Annotated in this window: 25 protein-coding genes; 5 read left to right on the plus strand and 20 right to left on the minus strand. The window is 32.9% G+C overall.

The genetic code is table 11. The annotated features are described in order from the left end of the window. Positions 1-6 precede the first annotated feature (6 nt). The 10 genes from RR643_RS02520 to sufC form a co-directional block, all read right to left on the minus strand. Positions 7-1,809 carry a M56 family metallopeptidase gene (locus tag RR643_RS02520; RefSeq protein ID WP_332482222.1) on the minus strand — a complete coding sequence of 601 codons (1,803 nt, stop codon included), beginning with the start codon at positions 1,807-1,809 and terminating at the stop codon, positions 7-9. Between the two features lie 9 nt (positions 1,810-1,818). Further along, positions 1,819-2,259: a hypothetical protein gene (locus tag RR643_RS02525; protein ID WP_332482223.1), complete on the minus strand. Its 441-nt coding sequence runs from the start codon at positions 2,257-2,259 to the stop codon at positions 1,819-1,821. Positions 2,260-2,290: 31 nt separating this feature from the next. Further along, positions 2,291-2,656 carry a BlaI/MecI/CopY family transcriptional regulator gene (locus RR643_RS02530; protein WP_332469230.1) on the minus strand — a complete coding sequence of 122 codons (366 nt, stop codon included), beginning with the start codon at positions 2,654-2,656 and terminating at the stop codon, positions 2,291-2,293. 105 nt (positions 2,657-2,761) lie between these two features. Continuing rightward, on the minus strand, positions 2,762-3,427 hold the full coding sequence (locus tag RR643_RS02535) for a YoaK family protein (RefSeq protein ID WP_332482224.1): 666 nt from the start codon (positions 3,425-3,427) through the stop codon (positions 2,762-2,764). Positions 3,428-3,439: 12 nt separating this feature from the next. Beyond that, positions 3,440-3,976, minus strand: a complete 537-nt coding sequence (locus RR643_RS02540) for a 5-formyltetrahydrofolate cyclo-ligase (protein ID WP_332482225.1) — start codon at positions 3,974-3,976, stop codon at positions 3,440-3,442. A gap of 49 nt (positions 3,977-4,025) precedes the next feature. After that, a complete protein-coding gene (gene sufB / locus RR643_RS02545; RefSeq protein ID WP_332469233.1) occupies positions 4,026-5,429 on the minus strand; it encodes a Fe-S cluster assembly protein SufB in 1,404 nt (467 codons plus the stop codon). Continuing rightward, positions 5,430-5,873 carry a Fe-S cluster assembly sulfur transfer protein SufU gene (gene sufU / locus RR643_RS02550; RefSeq protein ID WP_332469234.1) on the minus strand — a complete coding sequence of 148 codons (444 nt, stop codon included), beginning with the start codon at positions 5,871-5,873 and terminating at the stop codon, positions 5,430-5,432. It lies immediately after the preceding gene. A 10-nt stretch (positions 5,874-5,883) separates the two neighbouring features. Then, complete coding sequence (locus tag RR643_RS02555; RefSeq protein WP_332469235.1) at positions 5,884-7,101, minus strand: aminotransferase class V-fold PLP-dependent enzyme; 1,218 nt, start codon at positions 7,099-7,101, stop codon at positions 5,884-5,886. Next, positions 7,089-7,901 carry a SufD family Fe-S cluster assembly protein gene (locus RR643_RS02560; RefSeq protein WP_332469236.1) on the minus strand — a complete coding sequence of 271 codons (813 nt, stop codon included), beginning with the start codon at positions 7,899-7,901 and terminating at the stop codon, positions 7,089-7,091. The genes RR643_RS02555 and RR643_RS02560 overlap by 13 nt, the downstream gene beginning before the upstream one ends. Continuing rightward, positions 7,898-8,725, minus strand: a complete 828-nt coding sequence (sufC, locus tag RR643_RS02565) for a Fe-S cluster assembly ATPase SufC (RefSeq protein WP_332469237.1) — start codon at positions 8,723-8,725, stop codon at positions 7,898-7,900. Before sufC ends, RR643_RS02560 begins: the two co-directional genes overlap by 4 nt. A gap of 175 nt (positions 8,726-8,900) precedes the next feature. Here sufC and RR643_RS02570 point away from each other — a divergent pair, with 175 nt between their 5' ends. The 4 genes from RR643_RS02570 (at position 8,901) to RR643_RS02585 (ending at position 12,316) form a co-directional block, all read left to right on the plus strand. Continuing rightward, complete coding sequence (locus RR643_RS02570; RefSeq protein ID WP_332469238.1) at positions 8,901-9,872, plus strand: foldase protein PrsA; 972 nt, start codon at positions 8,901-8,903, stop codon at positions 9,870-9,872. Between the two features lie 11 nt (positions 9,873-9,883). Continuing rightward, on the plus strand, positions 9,884-10,735 hold the full coding sequence (locus RR643_RS02575; protein WP_332469239.1) for a hypothetical protein: 852 nt from the start codon (positions 9,884-9,886) through the stop codon (positions 10,733-10,735). 65 nt (positions 10,736-10,800) lie between these two features. After that, a complete protein-coding gene (locus tag RR643_RS02580) occupies positions 10,801-11,910 on the plus strand; it encodes a DUF362 domain-containing protein (RefSeq protein WP_332482226.1) in 1,110 nt (369 codons plus the stop codon). A gap of 10 nt (positions 11,911-11,920) precedes the next feature. Further along, positions 11,921-12,316: an HIT family protein gene (locus RR643_RS02585; RefSeq protein WP_332482227.1), complete on the plus strand. Its 396-nt coding sequence runs from the start codon at positions 11,921-11,923 to the stop codon at positions 12,314-12,316. A 36-nt stretch (positions 12,317-12,352) separates the two neighbouring features. On the opposite strand, the gene RR643_RS02590 is transcribed toward RR643_RS02585, so the two are convergent. From RR643_RS02590 to nifJ, 10 genes are all read right to left on the minus strand, one after another. Then, positions 12,353-13,030 carry an ABC transporter ATP-binding protein gene (locus tag RR643_RS02590; protein ID WP_332482228.1) on the minus strand — a complete coding sequence of 226 codons (678 nt, stop codon included), beginning with the start codon at positions 13,028-13,030 and terminating at the stop codon, positions 12,353-12,355. A 9-nt stretch (positions 13,031-13,039) separates the two neighbouring features. Then, complete coding sequence (locus tag RR643_RS02595) at positions 13,040-14,590, minus strand: ABC transporter permease (RefSeq protein ID WP_332482229.1); 1,551 nt, start codon at positions 14,588-14,590, stop codon at positions 13,040-13,042. Positions 14,591-14,704: 114 nt separating this feature from the next. Further along, positions 14,705-15,448: a tyrosine-protein phosphatase gene (locus RR643_RS02600; protein WP_332482230.1), complete on the minus strand. Its 744-nt coding sequence runs from the start codon at positions 15,446-15,448 to the stop codon at positions 14,705-14,707. After that, positions 15,441-16,385: a 3'-5' exoribonuclease YhaM family protein gene (locus RR643_RS02605; protein ID WP_332482231.1), complete on the minus strand. Its 945-nt coding sequence runs from the start codon at positions 16,383-16,385 to the stop codon at positions 15,441-15,443. The genes RR643_RS02600 and RR643_RS02605 overlap by 8 nt, the downstream gene beginning before the upstream one ends. Next, positions 16,375-18,363 (minus strand): glycosyltransferase, encoded by a 1,989-nt coding sequence (locus RR643_RS02610; RefSeq protein WP_332482232.1) that lies wholly within the window; start codon positions 18,361-18,363, stop codon positions 16,375-16,377. The genes RR643_RS02605 and RR643_RS02610 overlap by 11 nt, the downstream gene beginning before the upstream one ends. A 13-nt stretch (positions 18,364-18,376) precedes the next feature. Further along, on the minus strand, positions 18,377-19,414 hold the full coding sequence (locus RR643_RS02615; protein ID WP_332482233.1) for a lysylphosphatidylglycerol synthase transmembrane domain-containing protein: 1,038 nt from the start codon (positions 19,412-19,414) through the stop codon (positions 18,377-18,379). Between the two features lie 134 nt (positions 19,415-19,548). Then, on the minus strand, positions 19,549-20,352 hold the full coding sequence (locus RR643_RS02620; protein WP_332482234.1) for a prepilin-type N-terminal cleavage/methylation domain-containing protein: 804 nt from the start codon (positions 20,350-20,352) through the stop codon (positions 19,549-19,551). A gap of 21 nt (positions 20,353-20,373) precedes the next feature. Continuing rightward, positions 20,374-21,381 (minus strand): glycosyltransferase family 4 protein, encoded by a 1,008-nt coding sequence (locus tag RR643_RS02625; RefSeq protein ID WP_332482235.1) that lies wholly within the window; start codon positions 21,379-21,381, stop codon positions 20,374-20,376. A 106-nt stretch (positions 21,382-21,487) separates the two neighbouring features. After that, entirely contained in the window at positions 21,488-21,886 is a 399-nt protein-coding gene (locus RR643_RS02630; protein WP_332482236.1) for a hypothetical protein, read from the minus strand. A gap of 164 nt (positions 21,887-22,050) precedes the next feature. After that, positions 22,051-25,569, minus strand: coding sequence for a pyruvate:ferredoxin (flavodoxin) oxidoreductase (nifJ, locus tag RR643_RS02635; protein WP_332482237.1), 3,519 nt, complete (start codon positions 25,567-25,569; stop codon positions 22,051-22,053). Between the two features lie 234 nt (positions 25,570-25,803). On the opposite strand from nifJ, the gene RR643_RS02640 reads away from it, so the two are divergent. Further along, positions 25,804-26,130 carry a hypothetical protein gene (locus tag RR643_RS02640; protein ID WP_332482238.1) on the plus strand — a complete coding sequence of 109 codons (327 nt, stop codon included), beginning with the start codon at positions 25,804-25,806 and terminating at the stop codon, positions 26,128-26,130. Positions 26,131-26,282: the final 152 nt, after the last annotated feature.

The raw sequence follows: 26,282 nt of genomic DNA on the forward strand, positions 1-26,282 counted from the left end.
CAGATATTACTTATTCGATATTTGATCAACAATTTGATAATACTCATCAACTACAAGAATATCATCAAAATAGAATCCATCATATACTTTGCCAAAAGCACCGACCGGTTGAACACGAGTACCTTTAAGAAATTCTTTTATATCATTTTCGCGTGAGCGTTCATATTGGTAAACACTACCACTTACTCCACTTACTTGATTACCTATAGTACTACAATTTTCCATAACAATATTATTTGAACCAATTCGATCATCAGGGGTTGAGGTTAATTCTATTTCATTTTCTGGTTTATCAATGAAGGTATTCGCATAACTCTTCTCTAGTTTATCTTGTGTATAAAACTCAACATAAATATAATCATCATCTTTTGGCTTGATTAATGCACATGAATTAAGTGAATTATTCATAACTTCTTCCGTCAAATAATAATCATCATGAAGAATAACAAAATCTTGTACAACTTCATTCACATTTTCATTAAGATGATTAAATGAATATAACTTCTTTTTATTCTTTGTATACTCATTTGTTATTTCATAATGATCCTCAGTGGAATAAATAAGATCCATCAACACATCACCAGTTTCTTTGTCGACAAAACTAAATGCAATATCACCTTTTTTATAGACACCCTCATCTGCTTGAATAACTTCTGGTACAGTCATTTTAAACGATGCATCTTTCAGTACTTTTACACCAAACTCTTGATTATATATCGTGAAATAATACTCAGTACCTTCTGTTGTATCTAAACGATTAATTTTTCGGTTTGCTACATTATTCTTAGTTTCTGTGCTTGAACATGAGACCAACATCGAGCTAAGCAAAACAACACACATTGCACCTAACACAAAATTCTTACTTAACTTTTTTACATTAGTATTTAAAAGGCCTACAATTCTTTCCTTAACCACAAACTTATTTGAGTTGAAGTTTGTGGTCAATAACATATTCATATTTTTATTTTGATTCTTGAGCACATCTAAAATTGTAAATCCATATTCTTTACGATATTCTAGTGACTTTTCTTTAAGAATCATTTCATCACAAGATAGTTCAATATCTTTATCTGCTTCTTTATAAAGTAAATAAACAAAGGGATTAAACCAGTATAATGATTTTATAAACATGAGAATCCATTTGAACACAACATCTTTGCGTTTATAATGCATTAATTCATGCATACATATCATTTCAACTTGTTCTTCACTTAATTCTAAATTTGGTAGTACAACAAAGGGTTTAAAAACTCCCACAAGCATAGGAGAACTTAAGTTCTCTACAATATAAATTGGAATATCCTTATGAATACCCATGGATTTTTGTAATGTATTAAACAGATTCACTAAAGCACGACTTGGCTTTTTACTCTTTCTCTTCAAGATATTTAAGTCACGGAAATACTTGATAACTTGTGTAAGAATTAGTAAACATGAAACTGTTAAACTTAGTCCTAATCCTATCGCTACATAGCTAATTTCTAACCCAGATTTAGCTAATACATCTGTCTTATCATAAGTATTTAAGATTTCATACTTCATAGATACTTCTGGAGCTATTTTTACTTCTTCAAATTCTACAGGATTGCTTACATGGATAACAGGCATGCTAGGCTCTTCTATTTGAAAAGATGTTGGTAATGAAATATTGAAAGGAAGTATCAAACGTATTGCGATCAAGTACCACAATAAATAACGAATTTTGTATCCATATTTATTTTTGGTTATTTTCTTAATAACACTTAAAACTACAATACAAAATGACATTGTAATCATAACTTCCAAAATCATCTTTACCATATTTTCCATAAAGTACTCCTATTTTTCTATTCTAAAATCCATTTTTTCAATAAATTCAACTCTGTTTGGATCGTCTTGAGGAAGTGTTAAATATCCAATCTGATATTCCCCTACATCCTGAATATGCTTATATTGTTCAGGAAGATCAAATTTAGTAACGATGAAGTCTCCTCCATAATTTTCAATTTCATTATCTAACAGAAAGAAAACTAAATCACCTTCATGTGCTAGGGTAAAGATGTTCGTTGGATCACCTATTTCCATGATATCAACAAGTGTGTATGTTGCATCATTTGTTACAGTGAATCTAACCTCATTGAATATGTACTCTTCTCTATTATCATAATGTTGCACTTTTAAATGATCACTTAAAACTTCTGTTGTGTATTTCTCTTTTGTACATCCACTTAGAAAGATAACGGCTACAAACAAAATAAAAGCTGTTTTTATAAATTTCATATTGTATTTTCTCCACTTATTTTATCTTGAACTATTTTCCTGCTTTTCTGAGAATTTCTTCCAACTCATCAATATCAGATTTACTAAGTTTTGTTGAGTCAATTAACGATGTCACTAAACTTTTCATTGAATTGTTATGTACTTTATCCATAAACCATTCTGTTTCTTTTGATTTATACTCTTCTTCTTTGACATTTGGCTCATATAGTTTGATTCTGCCATCTTTTTCAAGCGTTACGAATCCTCTTTCAAGAAGTCGAGCAAGTAGTGCTTGTATTGTCGACATCGTCCAATTATTTTGTTTACAATATTCCCCTATCTCACTTGTCTTAAGTGGTCGGTTTTCTCGCCATAATACATTCATGATTTCTAGTTCTGCTTCTGGTAATTTTTTCATTTTATTCACCCCCGTGATTTACATTTGTCAATATTATCATAGCATTATCTCTACGGTTGTCAATAAATAAAAAGACAAACTGTTTAAGTCTGTCTAATTTATATATTAATAAGATTCTGGATGATAAAACATAGATAGAAATGCAACCAGCAATAACAACGAACAAATCAAAATCGAGTATTGCCCCATTGATTGTATAAATACATTTCCTAATACTGCACCCATTACAAAGAAGAAAATAATAAGTAAGTACAATAATCCTTTTTTCAAATCTTCTTTGTCCTTTGTGTAGATATAATCACTTAATAAGGAAGTAGCACTTCGCAAGTTACCAACACACATTGTCGTTGATGCACCTAATCCATGGATTTTCTTAAAACTTTCAATTTGGATACCACAGCTTAGCGATATCAAACTATTGACGAGTAAATTCATAGATTGCGGTAGAAATGCAACTGAAAATAAAACAATTGCTTCAATGAGAATCGTGAATTGACGCCAATGAAACTTTTTATAGCTTTGAAATGAACGACGGATACAGGTTGCAAGAAATACACCTATCATAAAACAAACAATTGGCACTAAATACTTGATACAAGCATCCCAATGTCCTTCAAAGATATTTAAACCAAGAAGTAATAAGTTTCCTGTTTGAGCATTCGCAAATACTTTACCTCTAAAGAGATAAGAGTAAGCATCCATAAAACCTCCACTGATAGCCAATAGAAGTCCAAGTCTTACTGAATCTGATATTTGCCGAGTCTGTTTCATGAAACACCTAGATTAGAATTCTGAATATTCTGTAATAATTTTATCCATCGCAACATCGTGTGTTGAACAAATAAAATTTTCTACTTGTTGCATTGCATAAGCAATACCTACATGTTCACATGAAACTTTATCCAATACTGAATCATAATATCCTTTACCATAACCAATACGATGTTTTAGTGCATCAAAAGCTACCATTGGTACAATCATGTATTCAATTGTGCTTAAATCAATTGCATCATCACTAATTGGTTCAAGAAGCCCAAATACACCATCCGCAAGATCATCAAATGATTTAATTTCGACAAATATTAATGATTTCTTTACCACTTTAGGTACAACAATTGTTTTGCCTGCTTGTAGGAAGTCTTGAATAAGTGCATGCGTTTCAACTTCGTCACCTTTACTTACATAAATACCAATGACTTGTTTATCTTGACATGCATTCTTAATTTCTTTAGCGATGATTTCGCTTTTTTCTTTTCTATCTTCACCAGATAGTTCACTACGTTTTTTTAGAGCTATTTCTCTAAGAGTATGTTTCTCCATATGTTGTCCCTCACTTGTATCTATTATAGCACAAGAAAAGGTTCAATCTTTATCCGATTGAACCTTCCATATCTATTTTTAATAATTGATTTAATTCTACTGCATATTCCATTGGTAATTCTCTTGTGAATGGTTCTAAGAATCCCATAACAATCATCTCCGTTGCCTGTGATTTTGTTAAACCACGTGACATCAAATAAAATAATTGTTCCTCAGATATCTTAGATACTGTTGCTTCATGTTCTAAAGTACTTGTACGATTATTACTTACATTCGTTGGTATTGTATCACTTGTTGAAATCTTATCTAAGATCAATGTATCACACTCTACCTTTGATTTTGCATAAGCCGCTTTAGGACCATGTGAAACTAATCCACGATAGTTAACTGCTCCCCCACGTCTTGCGACTGATTTAGAAATAATTGTACTTGATGTATGTGGTGCTAAGTGAATCATTTTAGCTCCAGCATCTTGAATTTGATTTTCACTTGCAACCGCAATTGATATTGTCATACCACGTGCATATTCTCCATTTAGAATACATGCAGGATATTTCATTGTAATACGTGAACCAATGTTTCCATCAATCCATTCCATTGCACCATGTGCTTCTACTTTCGCACGTTTAGTTACTAGATTTAAAATATTGCTAGACCAGTTTTGAACTGTTGAATAGCGACATTTTGCACCTTCTTCAACAAAGATTTCTACCACTGCAGCATGCAATGAATCTTTAGAATAACTTGGTGCTGTACAACCTTCAACATAATGAAGATCTGCTCCTTTATCAACAACAATACATGTTCTTTCAAATTGACCCATACGTTCTGAATTAATTCTAAAATAAGATTGTAATGGTTTATCAAGGACAACTCCTGGTGGTACATAGATAAATGATCCACCTGACCATACTGCAGAATTGAGTGCTGCAAATTTATTGTCTGCATAAGATACAATTGTACCAAAATATTTTTTTAATAATTCTGGATATTGTTTCAATGCAGAATCTGTATCCAAGAAGATAACACCTTTATCTTCCACTTCTTTTAACATATTGTGATATACAACTTCTGATTCATATTGTGTTGATACACCAGCTAAAAACTTTTGTTCAGCTTCAGGAATACCCAAGCGATCAAAGGTGTTTTTTATAGTTTCTGGTACTTCATCCCAGTTATTTTCTTTCTCATCACTTGGACGAATATAATATGTATAGTCATCAAAGTTCAACTCTTCAAGACTTGGTCCCCATGATGGCATTGGCATTTTTTCAAAAAGATGAAATGCTTTCAAACGATATTCCAACATCCAATCTGGTTCATTTTTTATCTTCGATATTTCACGAACCGTATCTTCTGTTAAACCGATTTTCGTTCTAAAAATACTTACATCTTCATCACTAAAGCCATACTTATACTCATCCTGTGTTTTTAGTACGTCTTCATGGCTCATTTAAACTTTCTCTCTTTCATCAATCATTTGGCGAATTGCCTTCCAACCAATTGTTGCGCATTTTATTCGATTCGCTTGTTTAGAAACACCTTTAAGAGCAATTGCTTCTTGTAGTATTTCAGGATCATATTCTTTTTCATCAATCATTGCATAATATTGATCAATAATATGAATTGCTTCCTCAACTGATTTTCCAACAAGTAATTCTGTCATCATCGATGTTGATGCAGTCGCAATCGTACAAGCTACACCATCAAAACAAATATCTTGGATGATATCTTTTTCAATCTTTGATTGGACAGTAATGTCATCAATGCATGAATCCGATGCCATATGCACCGAGGCATAGGTAGCATCTTCTTTTAATGCATGGTGACGTGGATATTGATAGTGATCCATAATCAGTTCTCTTAGAACTTGTGGATCATCAAGTAAACTTGACATAGTGACCTCCTTAGAAAAAGATACCTACACAGTTTTCTACTGTTATCTCTTTACATGCTTCTATAAATTGATCAACTTCTTCTTTTGTATTATAGAAATACAATGAACAACGAATTGTTTCAGAAGCCTCAATTAGTTCTATTAATATTTTTGCACAATGATTACCTGAACGTACTGCGATACCTTTTGAGTTCAAATAACTTGCAGCGTCTTGTGCAAACACGCCTTTTACATTGAATGTAAGAATACCTGTTGATGCATTTGGATTATAGAATGTGATGTTATCTAATTCTTGTAGTCGCTTTGATGCATAAACACGTAATTCATGTTCGTAGCGATATACATTCTCCATACCTAAGGTTTGAAGATATTCTACCGCAGCTTTTAAACCTAGTACTGCTTCAATTGCTGGTGTTCCAGCTTCAAATTTATAAGGAGCATCTTTTAATAAGATATTTCCACATATATCAAAGCGAGCATTACTACCTCCACCTAGCATAAATGGATCCATTTGTTGAAGTAAATCAAAACGTCCGTAAAGAACACCTACTCCTGTAGGTCCACACATTTTATGAGCACTAAATCCTAAGAAATCAACACCTGAATCTTTAACATCAATTGGAACATGAGGAACAGATTGTGCTCCATCACAAACAACTAATGCACCATATTCATGTGCAATCTTAACTATTTCTTTCATGGGTTGAATATATCCCATAACATTTGATACTTCAGCCATCGCTACAATCTTTACTTTGTCATGCATTGCACCCTTAAAAGCTTCAATTGTCATTTCACCTTCAGTTGATAAAGGTATATATTCAATTACTGCACCTACTTCTTCACATACCTTGAACCAAGGTAAAATATTAGAAGCATGTTCAGCTTCAGTTGAAAGAATAACATCACCCTTCTTTAGAAACTTACGGCCATAACCATACGCAACTAAATTAAGTGACATACTAGCACCTGATGTGAATACTACTTCTCTTGCATCGCAATTAATGAATTTCGCAACACTTTCTCTAGCATCCTCATAGTCTTTAGATACTTGATATGATAAATCATAATCCCCACGATGAACATTCGATGTTTCATGAGTATAGTATCTTGTAACTGCATCAATCACGCATTGTGGTTTAAATGTAGTTGCAGCATTATCTAAATAGGCAACCTTACTATTTTGAATCATTGGAAAGTCTGCTCTGATTTTATTTATATCGAACATGACTCGACCACCTTACTTTCTATTTCTCTTCTTAATACAGTTTGTAATTCTTCATTTTCTATAAAATCCGCAATTGGCATTAAATATCCAATTGTAATTAAACTTAATACTTGTTTTTGTGTTAATCCTCTTGATTGTAAATACACCATTTGGTTCTCATCAATTTGACCAACACTTGTAGCATGACTTGCTTCTACATCATTTTCATCAATTAATAACTTTGGAATAATGGTAGCCTTTTGTTTGTCATCAAATGTTAATGCACGTGAGGTTTGATGTGACTTAGAACCGTAGGCACCCTTGTGGATTTTACCAGTTGCTTCCATCTTATAGTCGCCACCCTCAAGTACAACACTATAGTTTTCCATATTACCTGTTGTATGCGGCGCAAGTGATTGACATAGTATTGAAGTGTTTTTCTTATTTTTACACAAGGTAGCACTTTTAATCATCGCTGTAGCACCATCATCTACAAGTGAAACAATTGAATTACGTTGAATATCTGCTGTATTACATTCGCCATAAGCTAGATTTAAATAACTATTTTTATTGACTACATAGTTTTCATCAAACTCTACAGGAGATGTTGTATTGTTCCATATTAATAAAGAACATCCAGCATTCTCCAACACTGTCATCTTTATTCCTAGTTTTGAAGCTTTTTTTATATTTACAAAAACACTTGAAATCCCATCGCATGTTAAATCCAATGTTAATGGGTCCAATGTGTCAATAATCCACTCTTGATAACCATCAGGAATAATTTCATTATTTCTTCCACCAACATCAATTAATTTCATACCTGTTTACCTTTTGAAGATGCAGCGCATGATCCTAATGATAGAGGTGCTAATTTCTTTTCTTCCAATACAGGTTGAATATCAAATTCTTTGTATAACCATTCATATCCTTCTGTATCTATCTTCGTAACAAGTTCTTCATTTCCTTCAAGAACAATCTTACCATCTATTAAAACATGAGCATGCGTAGGTTGTAAGAGTTGATAGAATCTTTCATAGTGAGATACTGCTAGAACACCACAGCCAATCTCTTTTTGAAGTTCTACAACGCTACTTGCAACAATCTTTAATGCATCGACATCAAGACCACTGTCAATTTCATCCAACATTGCCATGCTTGGTTTTAGTAATTTCATTTGAACAATTTCATTACGTTTCTTTTCACCACCAGAGAATCCTTCATTTAAGAAACGATGAGCCAAATCAGGTTTCATTTCTAAATCCTTAATCGTTTTTTCCATCTCTTTAATAAAAGAGAATAGTGGGATTGGTGTTTCACGACGAGCATTGATAGCCGCTCTTAAAAAATCACTATTGGTAACCCCTGGTACTTCTTGTGGATATTGCATTGCTAAAAAAAGACCAGCACGGCTTCTTTCATCAACACTCATTGATAAAACATCTTTTCCATCTAAAGTAATACTACCACTTGTTACAATATATTTTGGATGCCCCATAATTGCGGACAACAAGGTACTTTTACCGTTTCCATTTGGTCCCATTAGAGCATGGATCTCGTTTGATTTTATAACTAGAGATACCCCTTTAAGGATCTCCTTATCTTCAATACTTACATGAAGATCTGAAATAATTAGTTCTGACATATATACTTAAACCTCCTCAAAGATTATAGCATATTATGTCTTTTTTGAGAAAATAACGCACTTTTTTCTTATGCATTTTTTGTTCACATAAAGTTCAGATGCCAAAATTGCATAAGAAATTGCAAAAAAAGTAGAAATACCCTATAATTAGTAAGCGTTTCAAAGGAGGAAAGACATGAAAGACATGTTCAAAAAATACGGAGTTGTAATTCTAATCAGTGTATTCTTTGTAGGAATTATTGCTTACTTCGGTTATGATCAAACAAAAAACATAGTACAAGGTAAAAAAGCGAATGGTGAAGATGTAATGTTCACAATTAACAATGAGGATGTAACTGCAAATGAATTCTATGACATCTTATATAAAGATTTAGGAATTCAAACTGCTTATACACAATTCGAAAAAGCAGTAGTTAACGAAAGTGTTGAAGTTACAGATGAAATGAAAGCAACTGCAGATGAATATGCTGCAAACATTGTAAGTAGTTTCCAATCTCAATATGGAACAACATACGAACAAGAATTAGTTAAAATCTTAAAGACACTCGGATATGATGAAGCAAGTGATTTAAATGCTTATATGCTTGATGGTCTTAAAAAGAACTCATTAATTGAAAATTATGTATTAACAAATAAAGACACAGTGTATACACCTTATGCTGAAGCAAAACAACCACGTGTTGTTAGCCACATCTTAGTGAAGATGGCAGATCCTGCTAATCCAACTGATGAAGAAAAAGCAAAGATGGATGCAGTAAACGCTGCACTAGCTGAAGGTAAAACATTTGCAGAAGTTGCTACTGAGTATTCAGATGATACAGGAAGCGCAGTTCAAGGTGGTAGCTTAGGTTTTATGGATGCTGATACTCAATTCGTTCCAACATTCTTAGCAGCTGCATTAGCTCTTGAAGCTGGTCAACAAAGCGAATGGATTCAATCAGATTATGGATATCACTTAATTGTATGTGATGCTACAGATTTTGAAACATTAACTACATACCCTGATTTCTATACTCAATTAACAACATTTACACCTGAAATTCAACCTATGGCTGTTTGGGCTAGTGCTCAAGCATTAGGTTTAGATTTCAAAGAAAATGAAGAATTCAAAACAGCATTATTGAATTACATGGGAATTACTGAATAGGAGGAGTCAATATGAAAAAATTACTATTAAGTCTATGCGCCTTACTCCTATTAACAGGATGTAGTGATGCATATGGAAAGTTAACTGATGGAGATACTGTCATCTTCTCTGTTGGAGAAACAAACATCACAAAAAATGATATCTATCAAACAATGAAAGCTCAAGCATCAGGATATGCTGCATTATCAGAAGCTACACGCGTTATTCTTGAAAATGAAGTACCTGTAACTGCTGAAATTGAAGCAGAAGCTCAAGCTAGTTTAGAAACATACCAAGCTACTCTACAAGATTCATTCTTAACAACAATTCAAAGTTATGGTTATGCTGATGAACAAGATTTCTATACAAATTCATTATTAGTTAATGCACAATTAACTGAACTTACTAAGAAATATGTTACAGATAACTTTGATACGCTTGTAAAAACATATGATCCAAAAGAAGCTATCGTATTAACATTCGCTACTGAAGAAGATGCATTAGCTGCTAAAGCTGATTTAGAGAGTGGTATTGATGGTTTAACTGTAGGAAGTACTTATAACTCATCATCTGCAGGAGCTGAAAGAATCATCACTACATCTACTGAGTTAGATACTAGTGTAAAATCATTCATTCAAAACGCAACTGAAAATACAATCTCTGATGTTATCATCGGAGCTGACAATGAAACATATTCAATTGTTCAAATCACTGAAGTTGATCCAAACAATATGAAAGATGCAGTAATTACAGTATTAACAAATCTTGATACTACAGGAGCTGATAGTGATTTATATTACTTCAAGAAATATGGTTTCAAGATTCATGACAAAGATTTGTTTGATAACGTAGAAACAAATTACCCAACTTACATTTTTGATTAGGTGCTAAAAGCACCTTTTCTTTTGGTGTAGTAAACCGTATAATGATATACATAAGGAGAAAAACGATGACAAAATCAAAAGTATATTTCACAGATTTTAAGGCAAACATTGGTGATAGTCACCTAAAAAAACTCGCTCGTCTAGTAAAACAAGCTGGTATTGAAACAATTGATATGCAAGATAAGTATGTTGCTATCAAAATTCACTTTGGAGAACCAGGTAATTTAGCATTCCTTCGCCCAAACTATGCAAAGACAATCGTTGACATCATTAAGGATCAAGGTGGTAAACCCTATCTTACCGATTGTAATACGCTTTATGTTGGAGGAAGAAAGAATGCATTAGATCACATAGATAGTGCTTATACAAATGGATACAGTCCATTTAGTACTGGATGTCATATTATAATTGGTGATGGATTAAAAGGCACAGATGAATCGATTATTCCAATCAACCAAGAATATGTAAAAGAAGCAAAAATTGGTCGTGCAGTTATGGATAGTGATATCTTCATTTCCCTTAACCATTTCAAAGGTCATGAATCTACTGGATTTGGTGGAGCACTAAAGAATATTGGTATGGGGTGTGGATCTCGTGCCGGTAAGTTTGAAATGCACAGTAGTGGAAAACCTGTTGTTGATGAAGAATTATGTAAATCGTGCGGTACATGTATTAAACAATGTGCACATGATGCCCTTCACTTCAACGAAAATAAAAAAGCTCATATTGATGTAGATAAATGTGCAGGATGTGGACGTTGTATTGGTTCATGTGGATTTGATGCAATTAGTACAATCGATTGGGAAGCTAATGATATCTTGAATAAAAAAATCGCAGAATACTCCCTTGCAGTTGTTGAAAAAAAACCTTGTTTCCATATTAGTATCGTTTGTGATGTATCTCCAAACTGTGATTGCCACTCTGAAAATGATATTCCTATCATTGCAGACGTTGGCATGTTCGCATCATTTGATCCAGTTGCTCTTGATCAAGCTTGTGCTGATGCATGCTTGAAATCACCAGTAATCCAAGGAAGCATTCTTTCCCATCAAGACCACCATCACCATGACCCATTCAAAGATACTCACCCTGATACAAACTGGGAAGTATGTGTAGAACATGCTGAAAAGATTGGTCTTGGAACAAGAGAATACGAATTGGTTATAGTTAAATAAGGAGACAAGTATGTGTATATTTTGTAAAATTATTAACGGAGAATTACCCTGTTCAAAGGTATATGAAGATGAACATGTCATCGCAATACTGGATATAGCGCAAGTAACTTATGGTCATACTCTAGTTATTCCTAAGAAACATTGCAATGATATCTTAGATGCAGATGAAGAAACAATGATTCATATCGCAAAAGTATTACCTATGTTAAGTAATAAAATTGTAAAGAATTGTAAAGCCGAAGGAAGCCATATCATTAGTAATCAAGGTACTATCTCAGGTCAAACAGTCGATCACCTACATTTCCACATCATCCCTCGCTATCGTGAAGATGATGCCATTGTAGTTCAATTTAACGAAACAGAAAAACCTGATTTTAGTGAAGTACTTAAAACAATCAACGGTTAATTACAAAGGGTTTGTCAAATGACAAACCCTTTTATATTACTCAATATTAATTAACTTTCCATCCTGTAAGAAAAGTCGGTAATCAGATAGTTTTGATACTTCATTACTGTGTGTTACCACAATTACAGTCTTTCCAAATTTCTCAGTTAACATTTTAAAGATACTTATAATTTCTTGTTCAGTAGCACTATCTAAATTCCCTGTAGGTTCATCTGCGAAAATCAAATCAACATTTGAAGCTAAAGCACGTGCAATCGCAATACGTTGCTGTTCACCACCTGATATGTGAGTTACTAAACGATCAGCTTTTGATTTTGTTATCCCGAACTTTTCCAATAACGCATACCCTACTTCTTTTTGATTTTTAGGTACTTCATTATCCGTTTCAGCCATTGCTAGTTCTATATTCTCAATTCCTGTTAAATATTGAACTAGGTTATAAGCTTGAAAAACTACTCCTATTTTATTTCTACGAAAATGATACAATCCTATTTTATTTAAATCTTCTCCTTGAAATGTAATCGTACCACTCTCTTGCGAATCTAACCCTGCCAGGATACTCAATAATGTAGTCTTGCCACTACCAGATGGCCCAAGAATTGTATAAAACTTACCTTCTTCAAATTCATAGCTAAGGTTAGTTAATATTTCTCTACGATATCCACCGTCTTCATATCCATAGTTGATATTTTCAATTTTTAGTATTGTATTCATCTTTTCCTCCTAAGAAAGCATGATGCGCTTTGGACTAAGTTTCATAATCATATAAGTTGGTACCAAGATACTTATAAAGACAACACCAATACCAAATATATAGATTTCTAGAATGAGTAATGTATTGATTCTTACCTCATATTTACTTATTACATCTTCTTGTGTTAATTCTGTAAAGTAATCTTTAAAACCCAGCCAATTAGGCACAAAGTCTGTATTGATTTCATCTACTTGATTCATACTCATTTGATTTTCCAATACTTGATCCCCTACTTTATTTGCGATCAAACTTCCTGTACCCACAGCACAAGTAAAGGAAACAAGTAAGATGATCAACAGTTCTATAAAAAATTGAGCAACTATCTTAATACGACTAACTCCTAATGATAATAAAACCCCTACTTCAAATTCTCTAGATTTTAATGTTAATGCTGTAATTAATGTAATAATAAAAATTGAAGTAATAGAAATAATAATTAGGATTACTTCTGCGAAATATGTTAAATTGTTTAATGGTTTAGAAAATAAATTAAATTGTTCATTGTTTGCATCGAGATAAATAAATTGTGTATTCAATGATTGATAATCTTCCATAAAACCTTCTACGTCCAGTGGATCATTCAGTAAAAATATTGCCTTACTTGTTTCATACATAACATCAATATCAACTTTTATAGAATCAGGGAAACGAGGTAAAATATTCGCAACATAATCTATTTCATACATTTTATAATTTTCTTCAATCACAGTCGAAATTGGAACATATGCACGATTTAATGGAGATTCATTGCCTCCCACTACTTGAAAGCGTGGATCATTTTTATCAACTTCTTCAATTGTTGTATAAAACCCGATTATTTCATAAACTTGATCTAAATCTTCTCTTGCGTATCCTTTTGATTCAAGTTCACTTAAGTATTGTTCGGTTCCGATTCGTAATGTGATTGAATCTCCAATTGATAATCCATTGAAATCTGCAACATCCTTTGAAATAACCGCAACATGATTAGCATTATCGATATCGTCTTGAGTATAAAAATTACCTTCAATCAGTGTACAAGTACCATCATTGAACTCAATCATATTGGGAGATAAATTACCTACAAGACTAAAGTTCGCAAGCTTATACTCAAATTTCTTACCTTCACTTGTTACTTCTACTTGTGGTGGATTTATATCCTCATTACCCATCGGCATACTGTTAAAATCAACTGTATAGACTTGAATAACATTTAAATAATTCATTGCCTTAACTCGTTCATCTTGACTCATAAGTTCTACATGTTTTGGAGTTACATTGGGGCTATTGTTGTTAGCTTCCTCTATTTCTTCTTGTGATTCTAAATGAGAAACATATTCTGAAAACTCTTCATAGTCCGTTTTTAAATTTACTATCGCTTTCATTGATTTTCTAGTTAACAACTTTGTATTGTTTGCAGCTTGTGTTATTCCTAGTCCAATAAGCACAAGATTACCAATAACAAAAAATGTTAATCCAAGCAATATAGATTTTGATAATTTTCTTTTAACATATAACCAAGCTCTTCTTAAGTAATTCATGTTGCTCCTTCCTGGTAATCGGTCTACCTTTGTAGATTTATCTTAATTCTTTTATCTACATTTGTCAATGTTGGACACAAAAAAAAGATTCATCACATGAATGAACCTTACTTTCTATACAATATAATCTTCTCCTGTAATACTACAATTTGGGTTTGTAATACATACCCTTTTAGCAAACTCTGGTGATATTTCCTGTTCAAGGATTTCGTAAATATCATCCAAACGATTTACACGCATACCAATGTATCCATGTGCATCACTTGCGATAACATCACAATACCCTTCTCTTACCATACGCCATGCAACATCTTGTACGTATGCAGCTTCACCATTTTTCACTAAACTTGTACGATTCACTTGAAAGTAACAACCCATTTCTCTCCATCTTTGTAGTGTAGAGAAATCTTTTTGTACACTCTCATATCGTTCAGGATGTGCAACAATTACTCGATATCCTTCATCCAATAAAAGTTGTAGATAATACTCTTCGCTATGGCTTGTTTTACCTCCGTAATACCAAGGTAATTCCACAAGAACTCTATTGGTATGATTAAGTGTAACCACTTTGTGTTCCTTAATCCATTCAATCGAATCATCGGTTGCTTGAAATTCCGATCCCAAATATAATTCAATTGGATAATTACATTCTTTAACTTTAGCTTTTAAAATCTCAAAATTCTTACTTAAATAAGATAATGTATTTCGTTGATAGCGATGACCTGGTATGGAATGAGGTGTACATAGAATTGCAGTCATTCCATGTTGAATCGCTACCTCAATCATTTGTAATGCATCTTCCATACATTGAGCACCATCATCTACACCAAATACGACATGACAATGTGTATCAATCATTTTTCGGTTTATAGAACGAACGATTCTCCATCGCGAAGATACGTTGCGTAAATTCTCCTGGTGTGATAGATTCTAAAGCTGATTCTAAAGTATTTAAGCGTGCATCGAGATTATCTATGAAACTAAGAACTTCTGCCTCTTGTACTAAAGGTACAACAGGTGATCCATATTCTAATTGACCATGGTGAGAAAGAATACAATGACGTAATAAGATGGCTTCTTCTGTTTCACCTAAATTTAGCTCATTCGCTATTTGCATCAAGCGACCATGTAATATAGAAATGTGTCCAGTAAGTTTACCTTCTAGAGTGTATTCTGTTGTTATTGGACCTGATAATTCAATCATCTTACCTAAATCATGTGCTAATACTCCAGAAACTAATAAATCACGATTAAGTTGAGGATATAATTCACACAATGCATTTGCTAGTTTTACCATACCCACAACATGTGTAGCTAATCCACCTAAGAAACTATGATGATTTTTACTTGCCGCTGGGTATTCATAAAATCCTTCACCAACCATATCAAACAAACCTGCAATTAAAGCTTTGTAATTTGGATTTTGTATGGATTCAATCGTCGTCGTAATAACTTCTTTTAAATCATTTTTACTTACCTTTGAAGCAATAATATAATTACTTAAATCAATTTCATCCTGATTGATTGGTTCAATCTTATGAATACGTAATTGTAGTGCATTGTTATACTTCAATACTTCACATGATACTTTTTGAACTTGTCCAAGCGCAATAACTGCTTCTTGTTCAGGTTTAATATCCCACATCTTCCCATCAATTGTTCCTGTTTTATCTTGTAGAACAATCGATGCATAAGGAGCACCTTTTTGTGTAATTCCTTTTGTAATATTCTTGACAAGCAAAGGTAGTTCTAAACTATCTTTATCTTGAAATTCATTTATAAATTTAATATTCATCTTTCCACTCCATTTCATCTAAGATGACATAGATATCTTCCATATCAAATCCCATTGCTGCACAATAGCGGAACACTGTATTTCTTAGTTTTGGCCCACTGTATTTCTTTTCATAACGTTTCTTTGCTTTCATCGCAACTTTTCTAAGACTATCAATTTCTGTCTTTTCATCTTCTACGAAATTCATTGAATTCATTACTTGATAAATAATGTTTTCACTGAATCCCTGTACAATTAATTTTTGTCTAAGAATCTTTTTCTTCATTTTTACTGATTTTTCTTTAATTGAAGGTTTCACTTTTTCAGCCCATTTAATTGCATTGGATAGTTCGGTATCATCTTCTTCAGTTAATACTTCTTCAATCATTTCTACCGCAATCCCTTTTTTCTTCAAATTACGAAGAATTTTGTTTTCGCCTGTTAATGTTAGCTTCATTGAATATACTGCATTCTTTGTATATTTTAAATCATCAATAAATCCATGTTCTTCTAACTTCTCTACAATACGATTAATAATATCTATTTCACATTTTGTATTTTGTGTTAACCAATCATAGATTTCTTTTCTTGTTCTATCTTTTACCGCAATCTTTCTAAGGCATGATTGATAGGCTTTAACACCTTCTTCTTCTCTTTGAAGACCTTCAATTTCTTCTTGAGACAGTTTAAACCCTTTACGGTATCCACTGTTAAAGTAGCGTTCCAAAGAGACTAGAACTTTAATACTTTCTGAGCTTGGTGAATCCAAGTAGATTTGTATATAATCATTCTTCGGTCTAATTTGTTCAATAACATACATTTGACTATGATTCGCTATTGCTGATTCATAGACATGTAATATTTTACGATAGAATTCTTGTGAATCATATGGTTTTGATTTTTGTATAGCATTTGCTCTCATTTTTTTCTTATGATCATCACTCGCTTCTAAGAATTCTTTAATCTTTTCTGCAAGTTCTTGTGGGGTTTTAAAATAGTATCCCGTTTCATCTTCAACTACTAACTCTTCTAGTACATTATCAGGACGTGCAAATAGTGGTAATCCACTTGCTAATGCTTCCACATAAGTCATACCTTGCGTCTCAGTTATGGACGCAGAAACAAAACAATTACTCGCATGATAAAAACTTGGTATCTCACTCGCTGGTTTTTTTCCAGCAAATTTAACTGTATCTTCTAAATCTAATTCTTTTACTTGATTACGTAATATTTCATCATCAGGACCTGCACCTACAATAAGTAGTTTACATGGTAATCCCATTTGTTTTACATAATGGAATCCCTCAATAACAAAATCAATACTCTTCTCTTGTGCTACTCGTCCAACAAATGTAATTAATGTTTCATTCTCTTTTACTTGATATGTTTGACGAATTTCTTTTATTTTTTCTACTGAAGTACGTTTTGGATTAAAACGATCTAAATCTAATCCTGTAGGTACAACATAGATTGTTTTCTTAATACCATAACCCAATAACATTTCTTTTGTTTTTTGGCTTGGAGCAATCATCTCTGTACTCGAGTCACCATACATACGGCTTAAACTAGCAACTGCCTTCTTCGCAATCTTATCAACAGTATCTGAATTAATAATATTCACGTAATGTGTGTAATCTTCATACGTTGTATGATATGTGCTCACAAGTGGTAATCCTTGAAGTTTAGCTACGATACGCGCAAAAATACCCACACTAAATTCTGTATGCGCATGAATTAAATCAAGATCTATTTCTTTTATTTGATTGTATGCAGAAATATGGATAGGACTCGTAAGTACATAGCCATATAGTCTTTTTAATTCAATCCCTGATAAACGAAGAACAAATGGATCATCTTCTCCAATATCACTTTCTGGTTTAGTTGTAATGACATATACAGTATGTCCATTCTTTACTAACTGTTCACGTAAAATATGAACACTTGATGCCACTCCATTGATTTCTGGAAGATATGTATCTGAAAATAATCCGATTCTCATTCTAGAACACCCCTTACTCTACTAAATCTGGTTTTGCTTTGGCATAGATAAATGTTAATCCACCCAATATCATAACAAAATAATATGTAATAAATCGCCACAAAATCATGGTTGTTGATGCACCTACTGCACCAAATATTGTAGAGAACATCAGAATAAATGTTGCCTCTGTTCCTCCACTTGCTCCTGGAATAGGAATAAAACAATTAATCATTGATACAAAAGATGATAAAGCTAAAATATCAATAATTAGACTCGCATCCACAGGAATATTAAGTGCTAATGCACAGAAATATGGAATAATATAATACACAAACAAACGAACAAAATTCGCAAGAATTACAAGAATAATCGTTTTACGATGTGCTTTTAGTTTCTTAGTTTCTGATGCAAACCGTTGTAATTGAATATCAAGATTTGCTAGTGCTTTTTCCTTGTCTTTAACAATATGTAACTTAACTCCAATTAATATACCTTTCGTGCTCAACCATGTATATACTTTTGGAAATGTTGCGAGCGCCCATAAACCAACAATAATGGAACCATTGATTAAGAACCCAACTAAAACAAGCAAAAAGAACTGTGAGTAATGACGATAAAAATATGTAAACTTCAACAATAATAAAATGAAGACTGAAGCAACCATTGTTGATTGATAGATTATAAAATCCATCCATAAAATACTTGCCGAATCGCTTACTCTTACTCCTTGTTTCTTAAATATATAGATTTGTGCAAACTGTCCTCCAGATGCACTTGGTGTAACCCCGTGAAAGAAACTCGCAACAAATGCATTCACTACACCTTGAGATAGTTTATATTTTGGATTACTTAGTAAAGTTAACCTCTGAAGAATCCAACCAATAATAACTTGATAAAGTATAGCTAACGCAGGTATAACTAACAACCAACCTACATTTGCACTTTGAAGCATTGATAATATTTCTTGATAGTTGTCTTTTAAAGTAAGCCAAAGTACGAGACCTGTGAAACCAACGACTAATGCTATATTAAAAGCGTAACTTTTTACTATTTTTTTCCATGTTTTCATGGGCTTATTATATCATTTACACATGTTATAAACAATAATTCATATTATTGTTAAGAGTTTCTTAAGAAATACACCTATTTTAATACATATTTATAATTTTTACCAAAAGAAAAACGTCAATACTGACGTTTGTTCTAAAGCTCAACAGGTTTAAAATTTGTCTTTATATAGAGTGTTGATTCCTCAATTGTTCTTTGATTAAATTCAGTCATTGAGAAACTTTTATCACTCTTATACCATATTCCTTCAACACATACTAAATTGGTATACCAATTTCCTGAACCTTTGTTTGTCGTATTCGCAAAAATAATAGGTGTCTGTGATTTTTCTCCAAAATAAGGTTTGATGTAATACGTATCATTATTTGGATTCTTTATTCCCGCTTTTTCTAATATCAACGGGTCAAGTGGATCCCAAGAATTACCTTTGTCTCTAAATATTTTTTCGCACATTTCTGATGCATTCCAATAAAACACATTGGAACCATAAAACGCCTTATAACATTCTTCTTTTTCCTTTTGCGTAGTCAATGCACTACAACCATTTGATTTAGATAAAGCATCCAACATTCTCTCATATAGGTCAGTGATTTCAGGATCTTTACCAGGGGTAGTTCCTCCACCTTGATTTCCATTTTTATGTTTTGTACATTCAATGACATTGTTAACTACAACATAGTCACCATCACTTGGACAATCTGCCGTTCCACCAAAGTATTTACCTGTTTTATCTTTTAATACATCTTCAGCTTTTAGATTTTCATTCATAGCCGCAGCCATACGATACGTTCGATTTAACATATTAACATTACTAATACAGACAACATCTTTCGATGAACCAACATAGCCACTTACACTTGGTATTAAAACCGTGCCTAAAACAGCTAATATTGCTATTACTGTAATTAATTCTATTAATGTAAATCCTTTTTTGTTCATCTTGTCTCTCCCTAAAGAAGTTTAGTGTTTATTTAACACACTTTCATAAATCGCTTTTAGTTGTTGTCCAACTGAGCTTATACTTCTTTCTTCTGCAGTACGTCTACCTTCTTCACTAGTTCTTGGTAAAGTGCCCTCTACAATTCCTACAATTTTTTCAATAAATTCTTCATTTGTACTCGCTTTATAACAATTAAATCCATCAATTAACCATGGATCAAAAACCCCAATATCACGTAACAATACTTGTTGACGCGCAGCTAATGCTTCTAGTACAACAATTCCTTCTGTTTCCTCATAAGATGGGAAAAAGAAACAATCAGCTCCTGCATAAGCCCCTTCAATAATAGGACCTTTTACATATCCTGGAAAAATAACATTATCAGGATAATCATCGACTACATCACGTACTGGTTTTGGAATCATAACACGATTGGTATATCCAAACCAAATGAATTTATATTGAGGACATTGTTTCGCAATCTCTATAAAATCCAAAATACCTTTTCTTTCAAAATATAATCCTACAGATAAAACAACTTTGTCTGTATCTTTTAAACTAAAATATTTCTTAAATGCTTTTATCTTCTCTTCATCTGCATCATAACGACTTAACTGAATACCATTTGACACAGCATAAATTGGTAATGTAATACCATATCCTTCCAATAATGACTTAGAATAAGGAGTTGGTGTAATAATTGCATCTGCTTGTGTATATAAGCTCATAAGTCTTTTCTTGAATATGGGTGCAATTTGATTGGATAAGATAAAAGAATTACGGAAGTCCTCTTCCGTAGAATGCGCATGATAAATTACTGGTTTACCATCATTTCTTGTTTTCTTAATAATTGACTCGCTGTTTAATCCAACAGTATTGATGTGTAAGATATCATAATCATCATCCCATGGATCAGTAGTATACTCTATACCTGCAGATTCACACGCTGCGATTTGATGTTTTAATGCACGACCTATACCTGAATTTTGTAGAGCTTTTTCACTCTCAAAATATAATAATACTTTCATTTAATCACCTAACACAATTATAGACTAATTTACTGTATTTTCAAAGGTATCACATGTTTTTCCATAATAAAACCCCATTTTAATGAATAAAACAGGGTTTATCTATTTATTTTAGAATTCCAAATGCTACAACTTGATGGTTATCAATTTTAATCTTGTCATACATCTCATCAACTTCAGAGAAGTCTTTCACTTGATAAAAATTAACATCACTCATAATTTTTGTAGGATCCCATGCAGCTAAGAAATCTTCTACTGCTACTCCATGATCATGAACACCAACGATTGTTGTATTCACTGAGTTTTCATCTAAGTAGTTCCATCCTTCTACAAAGTTTCCCTTAGGTAGTGGATCTTTATATAAGAATAATAAGTATTCTGATCCGTCTCTTCCATTATAGAAGAATGAATGAGCAATATGCACTACACCTTCTCCATCCTTATAAGCAAGAACGATTCTTTCAAAATTATTTAAGTCTGTAACGATTTTCACTGATTGATTCATTGACTATCACCTCTTGTTTTTATTTTATCATATAGCATGTAGGTATAAAAGCCAAAAGCTACAATAAGGTAACGTTTTTAGTAAACACTTTCTTTACATATCCTATGTTCATGCGCATAGAAAAAGCTGGAATCATCAAATGATGGTTCCAGCTACATGTTGTACTAGTCAGCTAATTTCTTAACTAATTCAGCATAACGTTTTTGAGCGTCAGCTTTTGTCTTATCGAACATTTTTTGAGATAAGTCATCACCTTTTAACTTAGTTAATTGGTTATAACGAGTTTCATTCATCAAGAATTCTTGGAATTTATCCCATTGAGGTTCTTTTGAGTCAATTGTAAGTGGTTTTTCGTTACGAGGATCGAAACGATATAATGCTAAATATCCACATTCAACTGCTTTAGCTTGAGTTCTTTGGTGATTTGATAATCCACCTTTGATACCATGTTCAACACATGGTGAGTAAGCGATAATCAATGATGGTCCTTTATAGCTTTCTGCTTCTTTGATTGCTTTTAATGTTTGGTTCTTGTCAGCACCCATAGCAATTTGAGCTACGTATACATGACCATAAGCCATAGCAATTTGTCCTAAGTCTTTCTTAGCTGTTGGTTTACCACCAGCTGCGAACTTAGCAATAGAAGCTGCTTGAGAAGCCTTAGAAGATTGTCCACCAGTATTTGAATAAACTTCTGTATCAAGTACTAATACATTAACATTTAAGTCATTAGCAAGTACATGGTCTAATCCACCGTAACCGATGTCATAAGCCCATCCATCTCCACCAACGATCCATACTGATTTACCAATAAGGTCTCTTTCAAGTTTAAGAAGTTCTTTAACTTCTTTACATTTACTAGCTTTAACACCAGCGATTAGTTCGTTTTTAACAGCACGTTGTGCATCACGATCACCCTCAGCTGCGATGTATGTTTCGAATGCTTTCTTCAATGGAGCTTCAACTTTATCTAAGTTAGATTCCATTAGTTCAAGAATTCTAGATTCTTTAACGTTTTGAGCGATAGCCATACCGAATCCATATTCAGCATTGTCTTCAAATAAACTATTTCCCCAAGCAACACCTTCACCGTTTTTGTCATTAACAAATGGAGAAGATGGAGTAGATGAACAGTAAATCATTGAACATCCAGTAGCATTAGCTACTAGCATATCGCGTCCAAATAATTGAGATACAAGTTTGTAATATGGAGTTTCTCCACATCCAGGACAAGCTCCAGAAACTTCAAAGTAAGGTCTTAAGAATTGAGAACCCTTAACTGTTGTAGTTGGGAAGTATTGACTCTTGTATTCAACTTCATTGTATAGGTAATCTGCAAGTGGTTCTTGATCAAGTTTAGCGTTAACATCCACCATAGTAAGAGCTTTATTACCAGCCTTACCTGGACATTCAGTTACACATAGTCCACAACCAACACAGTTTGCAGGAGATACTTGTACACGGTATTGCATCTTATCAAGATCTTTACCCATTGCAGGAATTGTCTTGAAAGGCATTGGTGCATCTTTAACTTCTTCATCATTTAAGATAAATGTACGGATTGTTCCATGAGGACAAACATAACTACAGAAACCACATTGGATACAGTTATTTGGATCCCATGTAGGAACTTGAGTAGCAATTGTACGTTTTTCTTTTAATGAAACGTTGTTACGGATAGATCCATCAAGTAAGTTGTATTTAGTAAATGCACTTACTGGTAAGTCATATCCACCTAATGCGTTGATAGCAGATACATGTTCGTCAAAATATTTGTCTTTTGTATTTACTTTCTTATCAACAACTTTAAGGTTAACCCATTCTTTCTTAACTGGAATTTCAACTAATCCGTCTTTACCAGCATCGATAGCTTTGTAGTTTAATTTAACAACTTCATCACCCTTTTTAGAGTAAGATTTCTTAGCAGCAGTCTTCATATAATCAACAGCTTCTGCATAAGGCATAATTTGTTCATTAAGAGCAAAGAATGCAGATTGTAGAATTGTATTTGTACGACGACCCATACCAATTTCCATAGCAATCTTAGTTGCATCAATAATATAGAATTTAGCTTTCTTTTCAGCTAAGTCTCTTAACATACGGTTAGGTAAATGTTTTTCAAGTTCATCTGGTGAGAATGTTGTATTTAATAGGAATGTTCCACCTTTTTTAAGGCTTCTAACCATGTCATATTTGAATACATAAGCATCTAATGAACAAGAAACAAAGTCAGCATTGTTTACATAATATGTAGAACGGATTGGAGTAGGACCGAATCTTAAGTGAGAACGTGTAACTCCTCCAGCTTTCTTTGAATCATATGCAAAGTATGCTTGAGCGTATTGGTCAGTGTTATCCCCAATAATCTTGATTGCATTCTTATTTGCAGAAACAGTACCATCTGATCCTAAACCATAGAATAAACATGAAGTATAATCAGGTTTGATTGATAATGTAGCTGGTTTTAATGATAATTTAGTAACATCATCTTCGATACCGATTGTGAATTCATCTTTTGATTTTGGTTTCTTTAAATCATCATATACAGCTTTGATATGACTTGGGTTAGTATCTTTAGATCCCATACCATAACGTCCACCAGTAATGATAATTTTCTTATTATCCTTAAGAGCATTAAGAACATCTAAGTATAATGGTTCACGAGAACCCATTTCTTTAGTACGGTCTAATACAGCAATTTTCTTAACTGTCTTAGGAAGTACTTTAGTTAAATAGTTACTAGCAAAAGGACGGTATAAATGCACTTTAACTAAACCTACTTTTTCGCCTTTTTCTAATAAAGCATCAATTGTTTCTTTAATTGTTTCAGTAACTGAACCCATAGCAATAATAACGCGGTCTGCATTCTTAGCACCATAATATGTGAAAGGAGCATATTCACGCCCTGTATGAGCACTAATTTCTTTCATATATTTAGCAACTACGTCTGCTACTTTGTTATAATGTTCGTTTTGAGCTTCTCTTCCTTGGAAGAAAATATCATCATTTTCAGCACCACCACGTACAACTGGATTAGTGTGAGGGTTTAATGCACTCTTCTTGAATGCTTCAACCTTTTTCATATCTACTAGACCTTTTAAATAGTCATAGTCCATAACTTCAATTTTTTGAATTTCATGAGAAGTTCTAAATCCATCAAAGAAATGAATCATTGGAACAGAAGCATCAATTGCACTTAAGTGAGCAACTCCTGCTAAATCCATACATTCTTGAACTGAATGAGAACAAATCATTGGTACACCAGTTTGACGACAAGCGTATACGTCTTCATGATCACCAAAGATGTTTAATGCACGACCAGCTAATGCACGTGCTGCTACGTGAATTACACCTGGTAATAGTTCCCCTGCCATTTTGTAAAGGTTAGGAATCATTAACAATAAACCTTGTGAAGCTGTGAATGTTGTAGCTAAAGCACCACCTTGTAATGCTCCATGAACAGCACCTGCTGCTCCACCTTCTGATTGCATCTCAACAACTTTAACAGTTGTATCAAAAATGTTTTTACGACCTTGTGATGCCCAAGCGTCAACTACTTCTGCCATTGGCGAAGAAGGTGTAATAGGATAGATTCCCGCTACTTCACTGAATGCATATGCAACATGACCTGTAGCAGTATTTCCGTCCATCGATTGGAATACTTTTTTAGATGTCTTACTCATCATAAACCTCCTAGTTGTTTAAACATATCCATTATAGAACAAATGTAATCGTTTTAAAAGTTGTTCAACGTACTTTTTGTAGAAATTTAATATTTCAAATCGTTATTTTAACTTCGTAACACTTTTTAGATACATATTATTCAAAACACTAAACTTAGTAGCCTTCCATAGATATCAATTAACTAGTAAAATCTCCGTTTGTGTTAAAATTATATAAATAAGGAGGTCTGTTTTATGGACAAATTTGCAATATTCAATAAATTCACCCAGCCTTACCGCCAAAATAGCATGTCCTCAATAGAGTGTGCCAAACAAATCGCCAATGATATTGATGGAAAAAATAGTTCTTTCGAAGATGTTGTAGAAGCATTTGCAGGTGCAGGATTTCCACCATTAGACACATTAAAAGCAGGTGTTGAATTTTCATTCCTTGTAGGAGGTAAACCTAGAATAGCAAAAACAATTATTATCATGAAAGAGTTAAATTATCCTGAAATAGAGATTGAAGATGCCCTCACAATGTACTTCTCTCAAAGCGAAATCAAAGAATTAATGCAATAGAACCATAAGAATATAAATTAATTTTAAAGCTAACAATCCATAAAATTGTTAGCTTTTCTCGATGTATATTCCAAATAAAATAAATATCTTTAATAAAGATATAATACTCTCCATCAATCAATTAATTCTTTGAATACGTATTACGTCCTTCA

This window comes from Anaerorhabdus sp. (assembly GCF_036637135.1).
GTDB lineage: Bacteria > Bacillota_I > Bacilli_A > Erysipelotrichales > Erysipelotrichaceae > Anaerorhabdus.